We start from the raw sequence: 15,258 nt of genomic DNA, 5'->3' as shown, positions 1-15,258 counted from the left end.
CGAAAGACACCCTGCCCCACGGACCGGCGGAAGGTTTCACGTGAAACATCCGTCTCCCGGGCACCGCCACCGCGTAGTCGAGCCAGCCGGGGACACACCTGCCCGAACGAGTGAACCGCCGTCCCGATGTCGACGCAGGGGAACCGACCCTCATTCACCTACCTGCCCAGTCCCACCAGCCCCAGAGCAGCAAGGAGCCGATGCTCCTCACCGCCTGTAGAGGGTAACAACCAGTGCCGCGAACCGAGCGACGCGTCGCTGACGGTTGCACCTACTGTCCGCGACACGGGTCGGTGCGCACGACCGCATGGATCGCAACGAACGGCACTGATGAGGGCCGGTGAACGATGGACAGCGTGTTTCACGTGAAACGCTCGCCTCTCACACACCTACGGCAAGGTCGTTCGACTGCTCTGAAGCGCGTTGGGCCACGAACGAAGAAGGAAGCCAGCGAGAGCAGAAGTCACGAGGCGGACGCCAGCCGGCATCCGCAAGATGCCCGCGGTTGCCGGACTCCGTCGTTCCTGATCGCCGGGCTGCCCACCGACGACCTCCGCCATAGGCCCCGGATGCGCGACAATACGCCCGAGCCCTGCTCTCATCAGGTGCGGCATACAGCTCTCCCTCGCTGCACGCGGTCACCCGGGAACGGCTGCGTCAGTGAAAACCGGAACCCTGCTGAAGTGCGTATTCGTCAGGCGCCGCAGGTGCGGGATCGGCGGGAGTGCATCCCCTTCACGTCACCGAGACACAAGAGCGACCGACAAACCCTCTGCCGATCTGCCGCACCAACACCGCACGGCGCCGCCGGCGGCCCGACGTGCGTCCCGGAGAAAGTCGACCGCGCGGCACCACGAGGACCGGACCGACGGTTCACGGCCACTTCCATGCCCCGGGCATCCGAGCCGCACGGAGCAGCTCCGGCAGGGGTCAGTCGGCGCGGACAATCCCCCGCACGACGCGCGTCGTCTCCGTCAGCACGCCCTCACCGAGCACCTCGACCCGCACATCTGAAACCTTGTACTTGCGCAGCGCCTTCTGCGCCGCTTCGATCTCCGCAGGCGCACCCGTGCCTTTGAGCAGCGCGAGCTCTCCCCCGTCCCGCACCAGCGGGGCGACGATCGGCACGAGGGTGCGCAGCGCACTCACCGCACGAGCCGTGATCATGTCGAACTCGAGGCCGACATCCTCACCGCGTGCGCGCATCACCGTCACGTTGTCCAGGCCCAGCTCCGCGACCTGCTCGCTCAGCCAGTCGGTGCGACGCTCCATCGGCTCGATGAGCGTCCACTGCACATCCGGCCGGGCGATCGCCAGGACCACGCCGGGCAGACCGGCTCCGGACCCGACATCCGCCACCGACCCCGAGAACAGCGGTGCCGCGATCGCACTGTTCAGCACGTGCCGCGTCCACAACCTCGGAAGCTCGAGCGGACCGATCAGTCCCCGCAATTCTCCCTGATCAGCGAGATTTTTCGTGAACTGACGCGCGAGCTCGAGACGGTCACCGAACAGTTCTGCGGCGGCCGCCGGCTCAAGCTCGAGTCCCGCTTCAGGAATGGAAGGCATTTCGTCTCGCTTCACTCGCTCAATGACCGGAAAACGGCCGCTCGCTCAATGACAGGGAAGGTCTCTCGCTCAATGGCCAGAAGTCGGCCGGAGACGACCGGTTCAGCCCCGGCGGATCACCGTGTGGCGGTCGTGACCCTCACCGTACGACTCGGAGACGAGTCCGCGGTCGGCGACGATGTCGTGCACCAGCTTGCGCTCGTAGCTCGACATCGACGGCAGCGACGCCTGCGAGGCGCCCTCGTCGAGCTTCGCGACCGCGGCATCCACCAGCGACTCGAGCTGCCGGCGCCGCGTGTCGCGCGACCCGCCGATGTCGAGGATCATCCGCGAGAACGCACCGGTCTTGCTCTGCACCGCCAGGCGGGTGAGCTCCTGCAGCGCCTGCACGGTGTCAGGCGCCGAGATCACGGCAAGACCGTTGCCCTCCGCCTCGACCGACACATAGGCGCGGCCCTGCCGCACGTCGAGGGTCAGGTCGCCATCGATGTCGGCGATGTCGAGCAGCTCCTCGATGAAGTCCGCCGCGATGTCGCCCTCGTGCTCGAGCTGCTCGACGGTCGACTCCGTCTGGTGCTTCAGATCTTCGCTCACGAGTTGCCGCCCTTCTTCTTGGCACGCTTCTTGCTCATCGGCTGCTCACGCTTGGGCTGCTGCGCCTTCAGTCGCTCGGCATCCTCGAGCATCTTCTGCTGCTCGGCCTCGTACACGGCCATCGGCACGATCTTGCCCTGCGAGTTGATCGCCTTGCCCTTGCGCGCGAGACGCTCCTCGCGCTCCTTAGCCGCCTCCGAACCCGGGGTCGGCATCTCGCGGATGACGAGGAACTGCTGCCCCATGGTCCACAGGTTCGAGATGAACCAGTAGATGACCACACCGAGCGGGAAGAAGATGCCCGAGAAGATGAAGCCCAGCGGCAGCACGTAGAGCATGATCTTCTGCATCTGGTACGCCTGGCCGGTCTTGGCCTCGGGCGACAGGTTCTTCGAGATCAGCTGCAGCTGCGTGAAGAACTGCGATCCGATCATGAGGATCACCAGCACGACGAGGATCGCCACGGTGACCTGCCAGCCGTCCGGCTGCTGGGTCACGGCGTCCTTCAGGCTGACGTGCAGCGGAGCGACACCGAACAGCGTCGCGTCGTAGAACTGCTGGGTCAGCTGGGCATTCAGCAGTCCGACACCGCCGACACCGGCCTGAGCGTGCGCGGACACGTCACTCAGCGTGTAGAACATCGCCAGCAGGAACGGCATCTGCACCAGCAGCGGCAGACACGACGACATCGGCGTCGTGCCGTGCTTCTTGTACAGCGCCATGGTCTCGCGGCTCATCGCCTCGCGGGAGAGCTGGTCGCGCTTGCCCTTGTACTTCTCCTGGATCTTCTTCATCTCAGGAGCGATTTCCATCATCTTGCGCTGGCTCTTGATCTGCTTCACGAACAGCGGGAAGACAGCCAGACGGATGACGACGACGAGACCGATGATGGACAGCACCCAGGCGAGGCCGGATGCCGGGTCGAGCCCGAAGGCGGTGAACAGCCAGTGCCATCCCACGAGGATCGCCTCGATGAGCCACTTGAACGGCCACATCAGAGTGCCGAGCAGGTCGAAGCCGCCACCGGAGTCCGCCGGGGGCGTGCTGGCTGCGAGCAGAAGGTCAGGACCCACTGTTCATTTCCTTTCGAGCGGGTACGACGAATCCGTGCGGAGTCAGGTCGTATCGGAAGTGAGCGTGCGGGCGGACGTCGTCGACGCCGCCCTCGCTCCAGGGATTGCACCGCAGGATGCGCCAGCCGGAGAGCAGACTCCCCTTCACAGCGCCGTGCTGCTGCACCGCTCCTACAGCGTAAGCGGAGCAGGACGGGTAATACCTGCATACGTCCCCGTACAGCGGGGAGACCAGCTTGCGGTACGTCACCAGAAAGGCGAGCACGAGATTGCGCGGAATCGCCGGGATGCTGCGCAGCAGGTCCCTCGGGTGCAGCGTCGCAGTCCCATAGGCGTACTGCGGCAGCGCGCTCATGACTTCACCGGGCTGAGCCGGCGGAAACAGCGGTCCACATCGGCGCGAAGGTCGCCGAAATCGGCGGTGGCGGATGCAGGGAGGGCACGGATGACGACATCCGTGCCCTCAGGAATCGCGCTCAGCAGGTCCGCGCAGATCGCCTTGAGGCGACGACGGACGGTATTGCGAACCACAGCGGTCCCTACCTGCTTGCTGACGATGAACCCGAACCGCGCCGCTCGCTGGTCGCTGCGCGGCAGCAACGAGACGATCACTCGCGGACCCCCGCACCGCTGTCCGCGTCGGACCACCAGTCGGTAGTCGGCGCCGTCGGTCAGACGGTGGGGTCGAGCGAGCACTGGGCCGTCGGGATGAAGGGGTTACGCCGAGAGCTCGACGCGGCCCTTCGAGCGGCGTGCCGAGAGGATGGCGCGGCCGGCGCGGGTGCGCATACGGGCGCGGAAGCCGTGCTTCTTGGCGCGGCGACGGTTGTTGGGCTGGAAGGTGCGCTTGCTCATGGAATCACTCCGGGATCGGTGTCACCGGAAGAAAGGACCGGAGACGGGGGTACTGCCTCGAGGGCATAAGTCAACCGATTAAGGGTACGACCTGCCGCCGCGCAGGGCAAATCACGACGGAACACCGCTCTCGCCGGCATCCGGTCGTGAGCAGCTCTTCCTCTTCGTAGCGCACAGCCATTATCCACAACCTTTCCCACCTCGGTGTTCTCCGACACACCCGCGGTTTTCCGTGCACAGCTTGCCGTTCGCCGCCACGGTGACTACCGTGGCATCCGAAGTTATCCACAGGGGGAATCCGAGTTCGGCGACCCTCAGCGAACGGCCGGAGCCCCATGTCCACTGCAGCAACATCCGACGTCCCGATCTGGTCGGAGCTGCTGGACCGCCTGATGGAGGACGATCGCGTCACTCCCCAGCTGCACGGATTCCTCAGTCTCGCTGTGCCGGCGGGCGTCATGAGCGGGACCCTCTATCTGGATGTCCCGAACGATCTCACCGCCGCCCAGATCAACAAGCGCCTGCGCATCCCGATCATGGAGGCGCTCGGCGTCATCGGCGAAGAGGTGACGTCGTACCGCGTGGTGGTGAACCACGAGCTCGCCGACCAGCCCACGGCCCCCGTCGAGATCCCCGATTTCAGCAGCCCGGACCCGTCGCGGCCCGAGTCCCCCCGCGAGCAGCCGATCCCCGCTCGGCACGAGTCGCGACTGAATCCGAAGTACACCTTCGACAACTTCGTGATCGGGCAGTCCAACCGATTCGCGCACGCCGCCGCGGTCGCGGTGGCAGAGGCCCCGGCGAAGGCGTACAACCCGCTCTTCATCTACGGCGACTCCGGCCTCGGCAAGACGCACCTCCTGCACGCGATCGGCGACTACGCCCAGTCCCTCTATGCGGGGGTCAAGGTGCGGTACGTGTCGAGTGAGGAGTTCACGAACGACTTCATCAACTCGATCGCCAACAACCGCGGCGCCGCCTTCCAGGCCCGCTACCGCGAGGTCGACATCCTCCTCATCGACGACATCCAGTTCCTGCAGGGTCGCGCGGAGACCCAGGAGGCCTTCTTCCACACCTTCAACACGCTGCACGACCACAACAAGCAGGTCGTGATCACCAGCGATGTCGCGCCCAAGCACCTCACCGGCTTCGAGGACCGGATGCGCAGCCGCTTCGAGTGGGGTCTCATCACCGACGTGCAGGCCCCCGACCTCGAGACGCGCATCGCGATCCTGCGCAAGAAGGCGCAGAGCGACGCTCTGCACATCCCCGACGAGGTGCTCGAGTACATCGCCACGGTCGTGTCATCGAACATCCGTGAGCTCGAGGGCGCCCTCATCCGCGTCTCGGCGTTCGCGAGCCTGAACCGCTCGACGCTCGACATCGCGCTGGCGCAGACGGTGCTGCGCGACATCGTCGATCAGGCCGAGGACAACATCATCTCGCCGACCGACATCATCACGGCGACGGCACAGTACTTCAAGCTCACGGTCGACGATCTGTACGGCTCGAGCCGGTCGCAGCAGATCGCCACCGCACGACAGATCGCCATGTACCTGTGTCGCGAGCGCACGAACCTCTCGCTGCCGAAGATCGGTCAGCTGTTCGGCAACCGCGACCACACCACGGTGATGTACGCGTGCAAGAAGATCAGCGAGCTCATGAAGGAGCGCCGCTCGATCTACAACCAGGTGACCGAGATCACCACGCAGCTCGGGCGGCGCTGACGTCCCGCCCTCAGCGCCCCTCTCAGAAGGCCGATGTCCCCCGAATGGCCGGGTTGACGTCGGCCTTCGTCGTGCTGTTGACTACGCCACTTTCCCACATGTGGATAACTTGTGGAGAAATCCGCTCAGCATCGGGATGACCGGATGTCCGAGACGGCATGCTGTGGATAACTTCGAACTACAACGGTGTGACGCACACCCCCGATTCCCGCGGATTCCCCAGGGTTTCCACAAGTGACACCGCTGTAGTTTCCTACTCCCGTCAGCTTTCCACCGACTTATCCACAGAATCCACAGTTGTTAACATCGTTAAGAGATCTTTCGAAGATTCGGGAACTCCCATGACCACGAAGGTGTGGAAACCGGGCGGATGCCGGGTGGCGGTCCGCTTGCTCCTTGCGACTAGCATGGGATCGCCTGACGCAACTGTCGGGTTCGGCAGCAACGACAAGGAGCGACCGTGAAGTTTCAGGTCAACCGCGATGTGTTCAGCGAAGCAGTGTCCTTCGTCGTCAAACTGCTGCCCCAGCGCAACCCGCAGCCGATCCTCGCCGGCGTGCTCATCGAGGCCGGCGACCAGGGACTGACCCTTTCCGCCTTCGACTACGAGGCATCCGCCCGCACGACCATCGAGGCGACCGTCGACGAACCGGGCACGATCCTCGTGCACGGCCGGCTGCTGTCGGACATCGCCAGCAGACTGCCGAACGCTCCGATCGAGATCGCAGTCGAGGAGGATGGCGGGATCGCCGTCACCTGCGGCTCGGCGCGCTTCACCCTCGCCGCCATGCCTGTCGAGGAATATCCGTCGATCCCCGAGGTCACGGGCGTCACGGGCGTCGTTCCCGCAGAGGACTTCGGCACCGCGATCGCCCAGGTCGGCTTCGCCGCCTCGCGTGACGACGTCACCCCGGTTCTCACCGGCGTGCAGCTCGAGGTCTCCGGTACGAACCTCAGCCTGGTCGCCACCGACCGCTACCGCGTCTCGCTGCGCGACGTACCGTGGGACGGCGAGGGCTCGGAGCAGACTGCGCTCGTCCCGGCGCGCACGCTGACCGAGGTCGGCAAGACGTTCGGTCACGCCGGCACCATCGAGGTCGCGTTCTCGGGCGCGGGCGACCGCGAGATCATCGCGTTCACGGCCGGGAACAAGACGGTGACATCTCTCCTGATCAAGGGCAACTTCCCGCCGGTCCGCCGGCTGTTCCCCGAGCAGACCGACCACTACGCGGTGATCAACACCGCCGACCTCATCGAGGCCGTGCGCCGTGTCGCGCTGGTGCTCGACCGCTCCGCTCCGCTGCGCTTCACGTTCTCGTCGTCGTCGGTGACCATGGACGCATCGGGCAGCGAGCAGGCCCGTGCCTCCGAGTCGGTCGATGCGCACCTGAACGGCGGCGAAGAAGTCACGCTCGGCCTGAACCCGCAGTACCTGCTCGAGGCGCTCGGAGCAGTGAAGAGCGAGTTCGTGCGTGTCACGTTCACGTCGTCCGACAACGCCAACAAGCTCAGCCCGGTGCTGGTGACCAGCCAGACCTCGGTCGACCAGGCGGGCCTCGACTCGTTCAAGTACCTGCTGCAGCCGAACCTGCTGCTGCGGTGACCCTCGATCCGCTGACCCTCGAGCTCGCGGGCCGGATCGTCGCGCGCGACGAGCGCGCCGGCGATGACTGGCATCCGGATTATCCCTTCGAGGGCGAGCTCGTCCCGCTGCGCATGCTCGCAGCGCAGGATGACGCGGATCCGGTGTTCACGCTCTACGCGATCCGCGACGACTCCGGTGTCGCGGTCGGCGGCTTCGGCTTCTTCGGCCCGCCTGACGGGTCCGGCACCGTCGAGTTCGGCTACGGCCTGATCGAGTCCGCGCGCGGCAGGGGCCTGGCGACTGATGCCGTGGCCGAGGGCCTCCGCATCGCCGCATCCCACGGCGCAAGCCGCGCGATCGCCGACACCGACCTCGACAACCACGCATCGATCCGCGTCCTCGAGAAGTCCGGCCTCACCGAGACCCACCGCACCGAGGACAAGGTGTTCTTCGCGAAAGCTCTCTGAGCCCAGAAGCTCCGCTTGACCACCCGCCGGGTGACACGCCCTTCTTCTCATCGCTGGCGCTCCTCGCTCAGGACCCGGAGAGGTGTCATTCACCAGAGGCTCCAACACCCGATACCCCTCCCCCCAGAGCAATTGCGTCCCTCCTGAAGCATGAGCGGGACGGGATGTTCCCGAAGCGAGCATCGGGGAGGGACCCGCGAAGCGGGAGGGGCACCCGCTCTGCGAGTGCAGGGAACATCCCGTCCCGCGCCCCCGGACCGAACAACCCCGCCCTTCGTCTCGCTGCGCTCCTCGCTCAGGACCCGGTTGTCCCCACCCCCAGATAGGCTGTCCCAGTGATTGTGGAGCACCTGAACCTGGTCGACTTCCGCAATTACGCGACCGCAGACCTCACCCTTCACAGCGGCCCCAACGTGCTCGTCGGACGCAACGGTCAGGGCAAGACGAACCTCGCCGAGGCGATCGTGTTCCTCGCGACCCTCGGCTCGCATCGGGTCTCGTCCGACGCGCCGATGGTCCGCGACGGCCAGGAGTTCGCCATCATCCGGGCCAGCCTCGGGCACGCGCAGCGCAAGGTGCTCGTCGAGGTGCAGCTGAACCGGCAGGGGTCGAACAAGGCGCGCATCAACGGGTCCCCGTCGAAGACCAACGAACTCCCGCGCTACGCGCATGTCGTCCTGTTCGCGCCGGAGGACCTGCAGATCGTTCGCGGAGATCCGTCGTCCCGGCGCAGGTTCGCCGATCAACTGCTCATCCAGCGCACTCCCCGGATGGCCGGAGTGCTCGGCGACTACGACCGGGTGCTGCGCCAGCGCACCGCACTGCTGAAGTCGGCGCGTGCCCGCGGCGTGCGCGGCGAAGGACTGAGCACGCTCGAGGTCTGGGACGACAAGCTCATCGCGCTGGGTTCGGAGATCATCGACGCCCGCATCCGTCTGGCCGCCGATCTGCAGCATCCGCTGGCCGAGGCGTACGCGACGATCGCCGGAGCGGACCACAGGCCGGAACTCGACTGGGCGCTGTCCGTGCGCGGCGGCGATCCGGAGGAGGGTCAGGGTCCTTCGTCAGGCTCAGGAACCGAGGCCGATCAGCGCGGCGAGATCGCGGAGCTGTTCCGCTCGGCACTGCAGGCGAAGCGCGCGAGCGAGCTCGAGCGCGGGATGACGCTGGTGGGACCTCATCGCGACGACCTGGTGCTGCGCATCAACGATCTGCCGGTGAAGGGCTATGCGTCGCACGGCGAGTCCTGGTCGGTGGCGCTCGCGCTGCGGCTCGCGTCCGCCGAGCTGCTGCGCGCGGAGTCACCCGCCGGCGATCCGGTACTGATCCTGGACGACGTGTTCGCCGAGCTCGACGCTGATCGGCGCCGGCGACTGGCGGAGATCACCGCCGGGTACGAGCAGGTCGTGGTCACGGCGGCGGTCGAGTCGGACATCCCCGACGTGCTGCATCGGCACGTCGTGCGCATCGAGGCCGGCACGATCACGGATGAGCGGGACCCTTCATCTCGCTCCGCTCGCTCAGGGACCGAGCGCGATGACTGATCCGGAGACCCCCGAGACGCCCGAGACCGTCGCCACCTACCTGCGGCTGCGCGGTCTCAAGCCGAGCTCGAAGAACTGGAAGCGCAAGAAGCGCATCCGTGACGACGACGACAACGCGCCGTTCACTCCCGGCCGCGACCCCGGCGCGCTCGGATCCATCCTCGACAAGCTCAGCCGCGACTCCGGCTGGGAGAAGACCCTCGCCGCCGAGGACCTCGTGCGGCAGTGGGGCGAGCTGGTGGGCGCCGAGACGGCGAAGCACTCCGAGCCGGTGTCACTGCAGCACGGCATGCTCACCGTGAAGTGCGATTCCACGGCCTGGGCGAAGAACCTGCAGTACATGCGCGCGGTGATCATGACCGAGATCGGGGACCGGTATCCGGATGCCGGCGTCATAGACATCCGGTTCATCGGACCGGACGTGCCGAGCTGGAAGTGGGGACCGCGCACCGTCCCTGGACGGGGTCCACGGGACACCTACGGGTAGGTCATCGTGAACCGACCTCGACACGCTCAGAACGCCACACACGGCCTCTGAGACCCATTCGACCGTGGAAAACCGCTAGAATGGGAGCTCGAGACATCGAACTGGAGATCCCCCTCTGATGACGCCTGAACTCCCTGAAGACGCGAACGACCCTTCGACCACCTCAGGGACGCCAGACGGTGGATCCGCTGCGGACGGGAAGGTGCCCGGCGAGTACGGCGCGGACTCGATCCAGATCCTCGAGGGCCTCGAGGCCGTGCGCAAGCGCCCCGGCATGTACATCGGCTCGACCGGCCCCCGTGGACTGCACCACCTGGTGCAGGAGATCGTCGACAACTCCGTCGACGAGGCGATGGCCGGCTACGCCGACACCATCACGGTGACGCTGCTCGAGGACGGCGGCGTGCGCGTCGTCGACAACGGCCGCGGCATCCCGGTCGATCCGCATTCCTCCGACCCGACCAAGTCCACGGTCGAGGTCGTGCTGACCATCCTGCACGCCGGCGGGAAGTTCGGCGGCGGCGCCTACGCTGTCTCGGGCGGTCTGCACGGCGTCGGCTCCTCGGTCGTGAACGCGCTGTCGACGCGGTTCGAGGTCGAGGTCAAGCAGAAGGGCCACGTCTGGCGGCACCTCTTCGCCGACGGCGGCGTTCCGCAGCAGGGGCTCGAGAAGGGTGAGGAGACCTCCGAGACCGGAACGGCGATCACGTTCTGGCCGGATGCCGCGATCTTCCAGGAGACCGTGGAGTTCGACTACGACACCCTGCGCAGCCGCTTCCAGCAGATGGCGTTCCTGAACAAGGGCCTGCGCATCAAGCTGCTCGACGAGCGACCCTCCGCGGCCGAGGAGATCGAGGTCGACGGCGTCACCGTCACCAAGCAGCGCAGCGACGACTTCCACTACGAGCGCGGTCTGGTCGACTACGTCGAGTACCTGAACAAGGTGCGTCACGCCGACGTCGTCAACGACGAGGTCATCGACTTCGCGTCGGAGGACACCGTGCGCAAGATGTCGGTCGAGATCGCGATGCAGTGGACCACCTCGTACACCGAGAACGTGTTCACCTACGCGAACGTGATCAACACGCACGAGGGCGGCACGCACGAGGAGGGCTTCCGCGCGGCGCTGACCACCCTGGTCAACAAGTACGCCCGCGCGAACAACCTGCTCAAGGAGAAGGACGACAACCTCTCCGGCGACGATGTGCGCGAGGGTCTCACCGCCGTCATCTCGGTCAAGCTCTCCGAGCCGCAGTTCGAGGGCCAGACCAAGACCAAGCTCGGCAACACCGAGGCCAAGGCGTTCGTGCAGAAGATCGTGAACGATCAGCTCGGCGACTGGTTCGAGCGCAACCCCGCGCAGGCGAAGAACGTCGTGCGCAAGGCGATCGACGCGGCGACTGCGCGCCTGGCGGCGCGCAAGGCGCGCGAGACCGCTCGTCGCAAGAGCGTCTTCGAGTCGGCCGCGATGCCGGACAAGCTCAAGGACTGCACCAGCAAGGATCCGTCGATCAGTGAGATCTTCCTCGTGGAGGGCGACTCGGCCGGCGGTTCGGCCGTGCAGGGTCGCGACCCGCACACCCAGGCGATCCTGGCGCTGCGCGGCAAGATCCTGAACGTCGAGCGCGCGCGCATCGACAAGGCGCTGGGCAACAAAGAGGTCCAGGCGATGATCCAGGCCTTCGGTACGGGCATCGGCGAGGACTTCGACATCGAGAAGGCCCGGTACCACAAGATCGTGCTGATGGCGGATGCCGATGTCGACGGCCAGCACATCGCCACGCTGCTGCTGACCCTGCTGTTCCGCTACATGCGAGGGCTCATCGAGGCCGGCTTCGTGTACCTGGCGATGCCGCCGCTGTACCGCCTGAAGTGGACGAACTCCCCGCACGAGTACGTCTACACCGACGAGGAGCGCGACGCGCTGCTCAAGTTCGGCAGCGAGAACGGCAAGCGTCTGCCGAAGGATGCCGGCATCCAGCGCTACAAGGGTCTCGGTGAGATGAACCCGAAGGAGCTGTGGGAGACCACGATGGATCACACCACCCGCACCCTCAAGCAGGTGACCATCGACGACGCGGCGGCGGCCGACGAGATCTTCAGCGTGCTGATGGGTGAGGACGTCGAGTCGCGACGCACGTTCATCCAGCGCAACGCCAAGGACGTCCGCTTCCTCGACATCTGACGCGTCGCTCCACGCTCGCACGACGACCGGAATCTGAAAGAACAACATGACTGACGAAGAACGTCCCGACCCGGCCGACCTGCACAACCACGGCCGGATCGAGCAGGTCGACCTGCAGACCGAGATGCAGAAGTCGTACCTCGACTACGCCATGGCGGTCATCGTCGGGCGCGCTCTGCCCGACGTGCGCGACGGGCTCAAGCCCGTGCACCGCCGCGTGATCTACGGCATGTACGACGGCGGCTACCGCCCCGACAAGTCGTTCTCCAAGTGCGCGCGCGTGGTCGGCGAGGTGATGGGTCAGTACCACCCGCACGGTGACACGGCGATCTACGACACCCTCGTGCGTCTGGTGCAGCCGTGGGCGCTGCGCTACCCCCTCGCGCTCGGCCAGGGCAACTTCGGCTCCCCCGGCAACATGGGCGCAGCCGCCCCGCGATACACCGAGACCAAGATGGCTCCGCTCGCGCTGGAGATGGTGCGCGACATCGAAGAGGAGACCGTCGACTTCTCGCCGAACTACGACGGCCAGACTCAGGAGCCCGACGTCCTGCCGGCGCGGTTCCCGAACCTGCTCGTCAACGGCTCGGTCGGCATCGCGGTCGGCATGGCCACCAACATCCCGCCGCACAACCTGCGCGAGGTGTCCGAGGCAGCGCTCTGGGCACTCGAGAACACCGAGCTGCCGCGTGAGGAGCTGCTCGAGGGACTCATCCGCCGTGTCCCCGGGCCCGACTTCCCGACCGGTGCGCAGATCCTCGGCACCAAGGGCATCCAGGAGGCGTACCGCACCGGTCGCGGCTCCATCACGATGCGCGCCGTCGTCGAGGTCGAGGAGATCCAGGGCCGCACCTGCCTCGTGATCACCGAGCTGCCGTACCAGGTCAACCCCGACAACCTCGCGGTGAAGATCGGCGACCTGGCCCGTGACGGCAAGATCTCCGGCATCGCCGACATCCGTGACGAGTCGTCCGACCGCACCGGTCAGCGCCTGGTCGTCGTGCTCAAGCGCGACGCGGTCGCGAAGGTCGTGCTGAACAACCTGTACAAGCACACCTCGCTGCAGGAGAACTTCGGCGCCAACATGCTCGCCATCGTCGACGGCGTGCCGCGCACGCTCGCGCTCGACGGTTTCATCATGCACTGGCTGGACCACCAGATCGACGTGATCGTGCGGCGCACGAAGTTCCGTCTGGCCAAGGCCGAGGCGCGCATGCACATCCTCGAGGGCTACCTCAAGGCACTGGATGCCCTCGATGAGGTCATCGCGCTGATCCGGCGCTCGCCCACCGCCGAAGAGGCGAACACGGGTCTGCAGAAGCTGCTCGACATCGACTGGGATCAGGCCGACGCCATCCTGACGATGCAGCTGCGTCGCCTCGCGGCGATGGAGCGGCAGAAGGTCATCGACGAGGCCGCCGCCCTCGAGCTGAAGATCGCCGACTTCAAGGAGATCCTCGCCACCCCCGCCCGCCAGCGCGGCATCATCCACGACGAGCTCACCGAGATCGTCGAGCGCTTCGGCGACGAGCGCCGCACGCACATCCTGCACGGCTTCGACGGCGACATGTCGATGGAGGACCTCATCCCCGAAGAGGAGATGGTGGTCACCGTCACCCGCGAGGGATACGTCAAGCGCACCCGCAGCGACAACTACCGCTCGCAGCACCGCGGCGGCAAGGGTGTCAAGGGTGCGCAGCTGCGGGCGGATGACGTGGTCGAGCACTTCTTCGTCACCACGACGCACCACTGGCTGCTGTTCTTCACGGACAAGGGCCGGGTCTACCGCACCAAGACGTACGAGATCCCCGAGGCCGGCCGCGATGCGAAGGGTCAGCACGTCGCGAACCTGCTCGCACTGCAGCCCGACGAGAACATCGCCCAGATCCTCGACATCCGCGACTACGAGGCCAAGGAGTACCTGGCGCTCGCGACGGTGGGCGGTGTGGTCAAGAAGACCCGCCTGAGCGACTACGACACCAACCGTCAGGGCGGCGTCATCGCGATCCGCCTTCGGGAAGGCGACGAACTGGTCAGCGCCATGCTGGTCGACAGCACCGACGACCTGCTGCTGATCAGCCGCAAGGGCATGTCGGTGCGGTTCAACGCCACCGACGAGGCGCTGCGCCCGATGGGCCGCGCGACCGAAGGCGTCCGAGGTATGAAGTTCAAGGACGACGAGGACGGGCTGCTCTCGGCATCCGTCGTGCACGACGATTCCTACGTGTTCACCGTCACCGACGGCGGCTTCGCCAAGCGCACGAAGATCGACGAGTACCGGGTGCAGGGCCGCGGCGGAACCGGCATCAAGGTCGCCAAGCTCAACGACGATCGGGGCGTCCTCGCGGGCGGTCTGATCGTCTCCGAGGACGACGAGGTCTTGGTGGTTCTGTCCAGCGGCAAGGTGGTACGCTCTGCCGTGGCCGAGGTGCCCGCCAAGGGCCGCGACACCATGGGTGTCCTGTTCGCCCGCACCACCGACGACGATCGGATCCTCGCCATCGCCCGCAACACCGAACGCGGACTGGCAGAAGAGGATGAGGCGGAAACCGACCCCGAGGCCCCTGAGACCCCGACCCCCGAAGAGAGCCAAGACGCATGAGCACCGTAGCCGACAAGCTCGCGAAGAAGTCCACCCGCAAGACCGGCGGCAAGCAGGTCCGGCTGCGGCTGGTCTACATCGACTTCTGGTCGGCTGTGAAGCTGTCGTTCCTCGGCGCCGTCGCGCTCGCGGTCGTCACCATGGTCTCGTTCTTCCTGATCTTCCTCGTGCTGCAGTCCACCGGTGTCATCACGCAGGCCGGTGACTTCCTGGCCGGCTTCACCGACGGTGCGGTCAACCTGGAGCAGGTCCTCGGACTGCCGCAGGTCATGGCGTTCGCGGCCGTCGTCTCGATCCTGAACCTCATCGTGTTCACGGTGCTGGGGGCGGTCGTGGCGGGGATCTACAACGTGGCGGTGAAGGTGACCGGCGGGCTGCTCGTCGGGTTCATGTCGAACTGATCAATACCCGGTCCCTGAGCTTGTCTGATTACAACTTGGGTCCCTGAGCTTGTCGAAGGGTCGAAGGAGGGCGGATGCTGCGGCATCCGCCCTCCTTGCTTGTTCCGGGGGCGCGGGGCGAGGTGTTCCCTGCACTCGCAGAGTGGAGCCTTCCCGCTGGGCGGAGCGG

General features: G+C 66.3%; 14 protein-coding genes. 8 read left to right on the top strand and 6 right to left on the bottom strand.

Translation table 11 applies throughout. The features are described from left to right. Positions 1-930: 930 nt before the first annotated feature. The 6 genes from rsmG to rpmH form a co-directional block, all read right to left on the bottom strand. A complete protein-coding gene (rsmG, locus tag DY023_RS06865; RefSeq protein ID WP_116241606.1) occupies positions 931-1,569 on the bottom strand; it encodes a 16S rRNA (guanine(527)-N(7))-methyltransferase RsmG in 639 nt (212 codons plus the stop codon). A gap of 102 nt (positions 1,570-1,671) precedes the next feature. Next, the gene (locus DY023_RS06860) at positions 1,672-2,163 is read right to left on the bottom strand and encodes a Jag family protein (protein ID WP_116241605.1); all 492 of its coding nucleotides are present in this window, start codon (positions 2,161-2,163) and stop codon (positions 1,672-1,674) included. Next, positions 2,160-3,236: a membrane protein insertase YidC gene (gene yidC / locus DY023_RS06855; protein ID WP_116241604.1), complete on the bottom strand. Its 1,077-nt coding sequence runs from the start codon at positions 3,234-3,236 to the stop codon at positions 2,160-2,162. The genes DY023_RS06860 and yidC overlap by 4 nt, the downstream gene beginning before the upstream one ends. Continuing rightward, complete coding sequence (gene yidD, locus DY023_RS06850; protein ID WP_116241603.1) at positions 3,226-3,591, bottom strand: membrane protein insertion efficiency factor YidD; 366 nt, start codon at positions 3,589-3,591, stop codon at positions 3,226-3,228. The genes yidC and yidD overlap by 11 nt, the downstream gene beginning before the upstream one ends. Further along, complete coding sequence (gene rnpA / locus DY023_RS06845) at positions 3,588-3,932, bottom strand: ribonuclease P protein component (RefSeq protein WP_116241602.1); 345 nt, start codon at positions 3,930-3,932, stop codon at positions 3,588-3,590. The genes yidD and rnpA overlap by 4 nt, the downstream gene beginning before the upstream one ends. Positions 3,933-3,953: 21 nt before the next feature. After that, complete coding sequence (gene rpmH / locus DY023_RS06840; protein ID WP_116241601.1) at positions 3,954-4,091, bottom strand: 50S ribosomal protein L34; 138 nt, start codon at positions 4,089-4,091, stop codon at positions 3,954-3,956. Positions 4,092-4,426: 335 nt separating this feature from the next. On the opposite strand from rpmH, the gene dnaA reads away from it, so the two are divergent. From dnaA to DY023_RS06800, 8 genes are all read left to right on the top strand, one after another. Further along, positions 4,427-5,818 carry a chromosomal replication initiator protein DnaA gene (dnaA, locus tag DY023_RS06835; RefSeq protein WP_116241600.1) on the top strand — a complete coding sequence of 464 codons (1,392 nt, stop codon included), beginning with the start codon at positions 4,427-4,429 and terminating at the stop codon, positions 5,816-5,818. A gap of 460 nt (positions 5,819-6,278) precedes the next feature. Continuing rightward, positions 6,279-7,421 carry a DNA polymerase III subunit beta gene (gene dnaN, locus DY023_RS06830; RefSeq protein ID WP_116241599.1) on the top strand — a complete coding sequence of 381 codons (1,143 nt, stop codon included), beginning with the start codon at positions 6,279-6,281 and terminating at the stop codon, positions 7,419-7,421. Beyond that, positions 7,418-7,870 carry a GNAT family N-acetyltransferase gene (locus DY023_RS06825; RefSeq protein WP_116241598.1) on the top strand — a complete coding sequence of 151 codons (453 nt, stop codon included), beginning with the start codon at positions 7,418-7,420 and terminating at the stop codon, positions 7,868-7,870. Before dnaN ends, DY023_RS06825 begins: the two co-directional genes overlap by 4 nt. 335 nt (positions 7,871-8,205) lie before the next feature. After that, positions 8,206-9,414 carry a DNA replication/repair protein RecF gene (gene recF, locus DY023_RS06820; protein ID WP_116241597.1) on the top strand — a complete coding sequence of 403 codons (1,209 nt, stop codon included), beginning with the start codon at positions 8,206-8,208 and terminating at the stop codon, positions 9,412-9,414. After that, positions 9,407-9,901 (top strand): DciA family protein, encoded by a 495-nt coding sequence (locus DY023_RS06815; protein ID WP_116241596.1) that lies wholly within the window; start codon positions 9,407-9,409, stop codon positions 9,899-9,901. The genes recF and DY023_RS06815 overlap by 8 nt, the downstream gene beginning before the upstream one ends. A 118-nt stretch (positions 9,902-10,019) precedes the next feature. Next, positions 10,020-12,086, top strand: coding sequence for a DNA topoisomerase (ATP-hydrolyzing) subunit B (gene gyrB / locus DY023_RS06810; protein WP_116241595.1), 2,067 nt, complete (start codon positions 10,020-10,022; stop codon positions 12,084-12,086). Positions 12,087-12,132: 46 nt separating this feature from the next. After that, on the top strand, positions 12,133-14,688 hold the full coding sequence (gyrA, locus tag DY023_RS06805; RefSeq protein WP_116241594.1) for a DNA gyrase subunit A: 2,556 nt from the start codon (positions 12,133-12,135) through the stop codon (positions 14,686-14,688). Further along, on the top strand, positions 14,685-15,089 hold the full coding sequence (locus DY023_RS06800; protein ID WP_116241593.1) for a DUF3566 domain-containing protein: 405 nt from the start codon (positions 14,685-14,687) through the stop codon (positions 15,087-15,089). Before gyrA ends, DY023_RS06800 begins: the two co-directional genes overlap by 4 nt. Positions 15,090-15,258 lie beyond the last annotated feature (169 nt).

This window comes from Microbacterium bovistercoris (genome assembly GCF_003387575.1).
Classification (GTDB): domain Bacteria; phylum Actinomycetota; class Actinomycetes; order Actinomycetales; family Microbacteriaceae; genus Microbacterium; species Microbacterium bovistercoris.
Note: the sequence above shows the minus strand (reverse complement) of the source record. Positions and strands in the feature narration are given on the sequence as shown.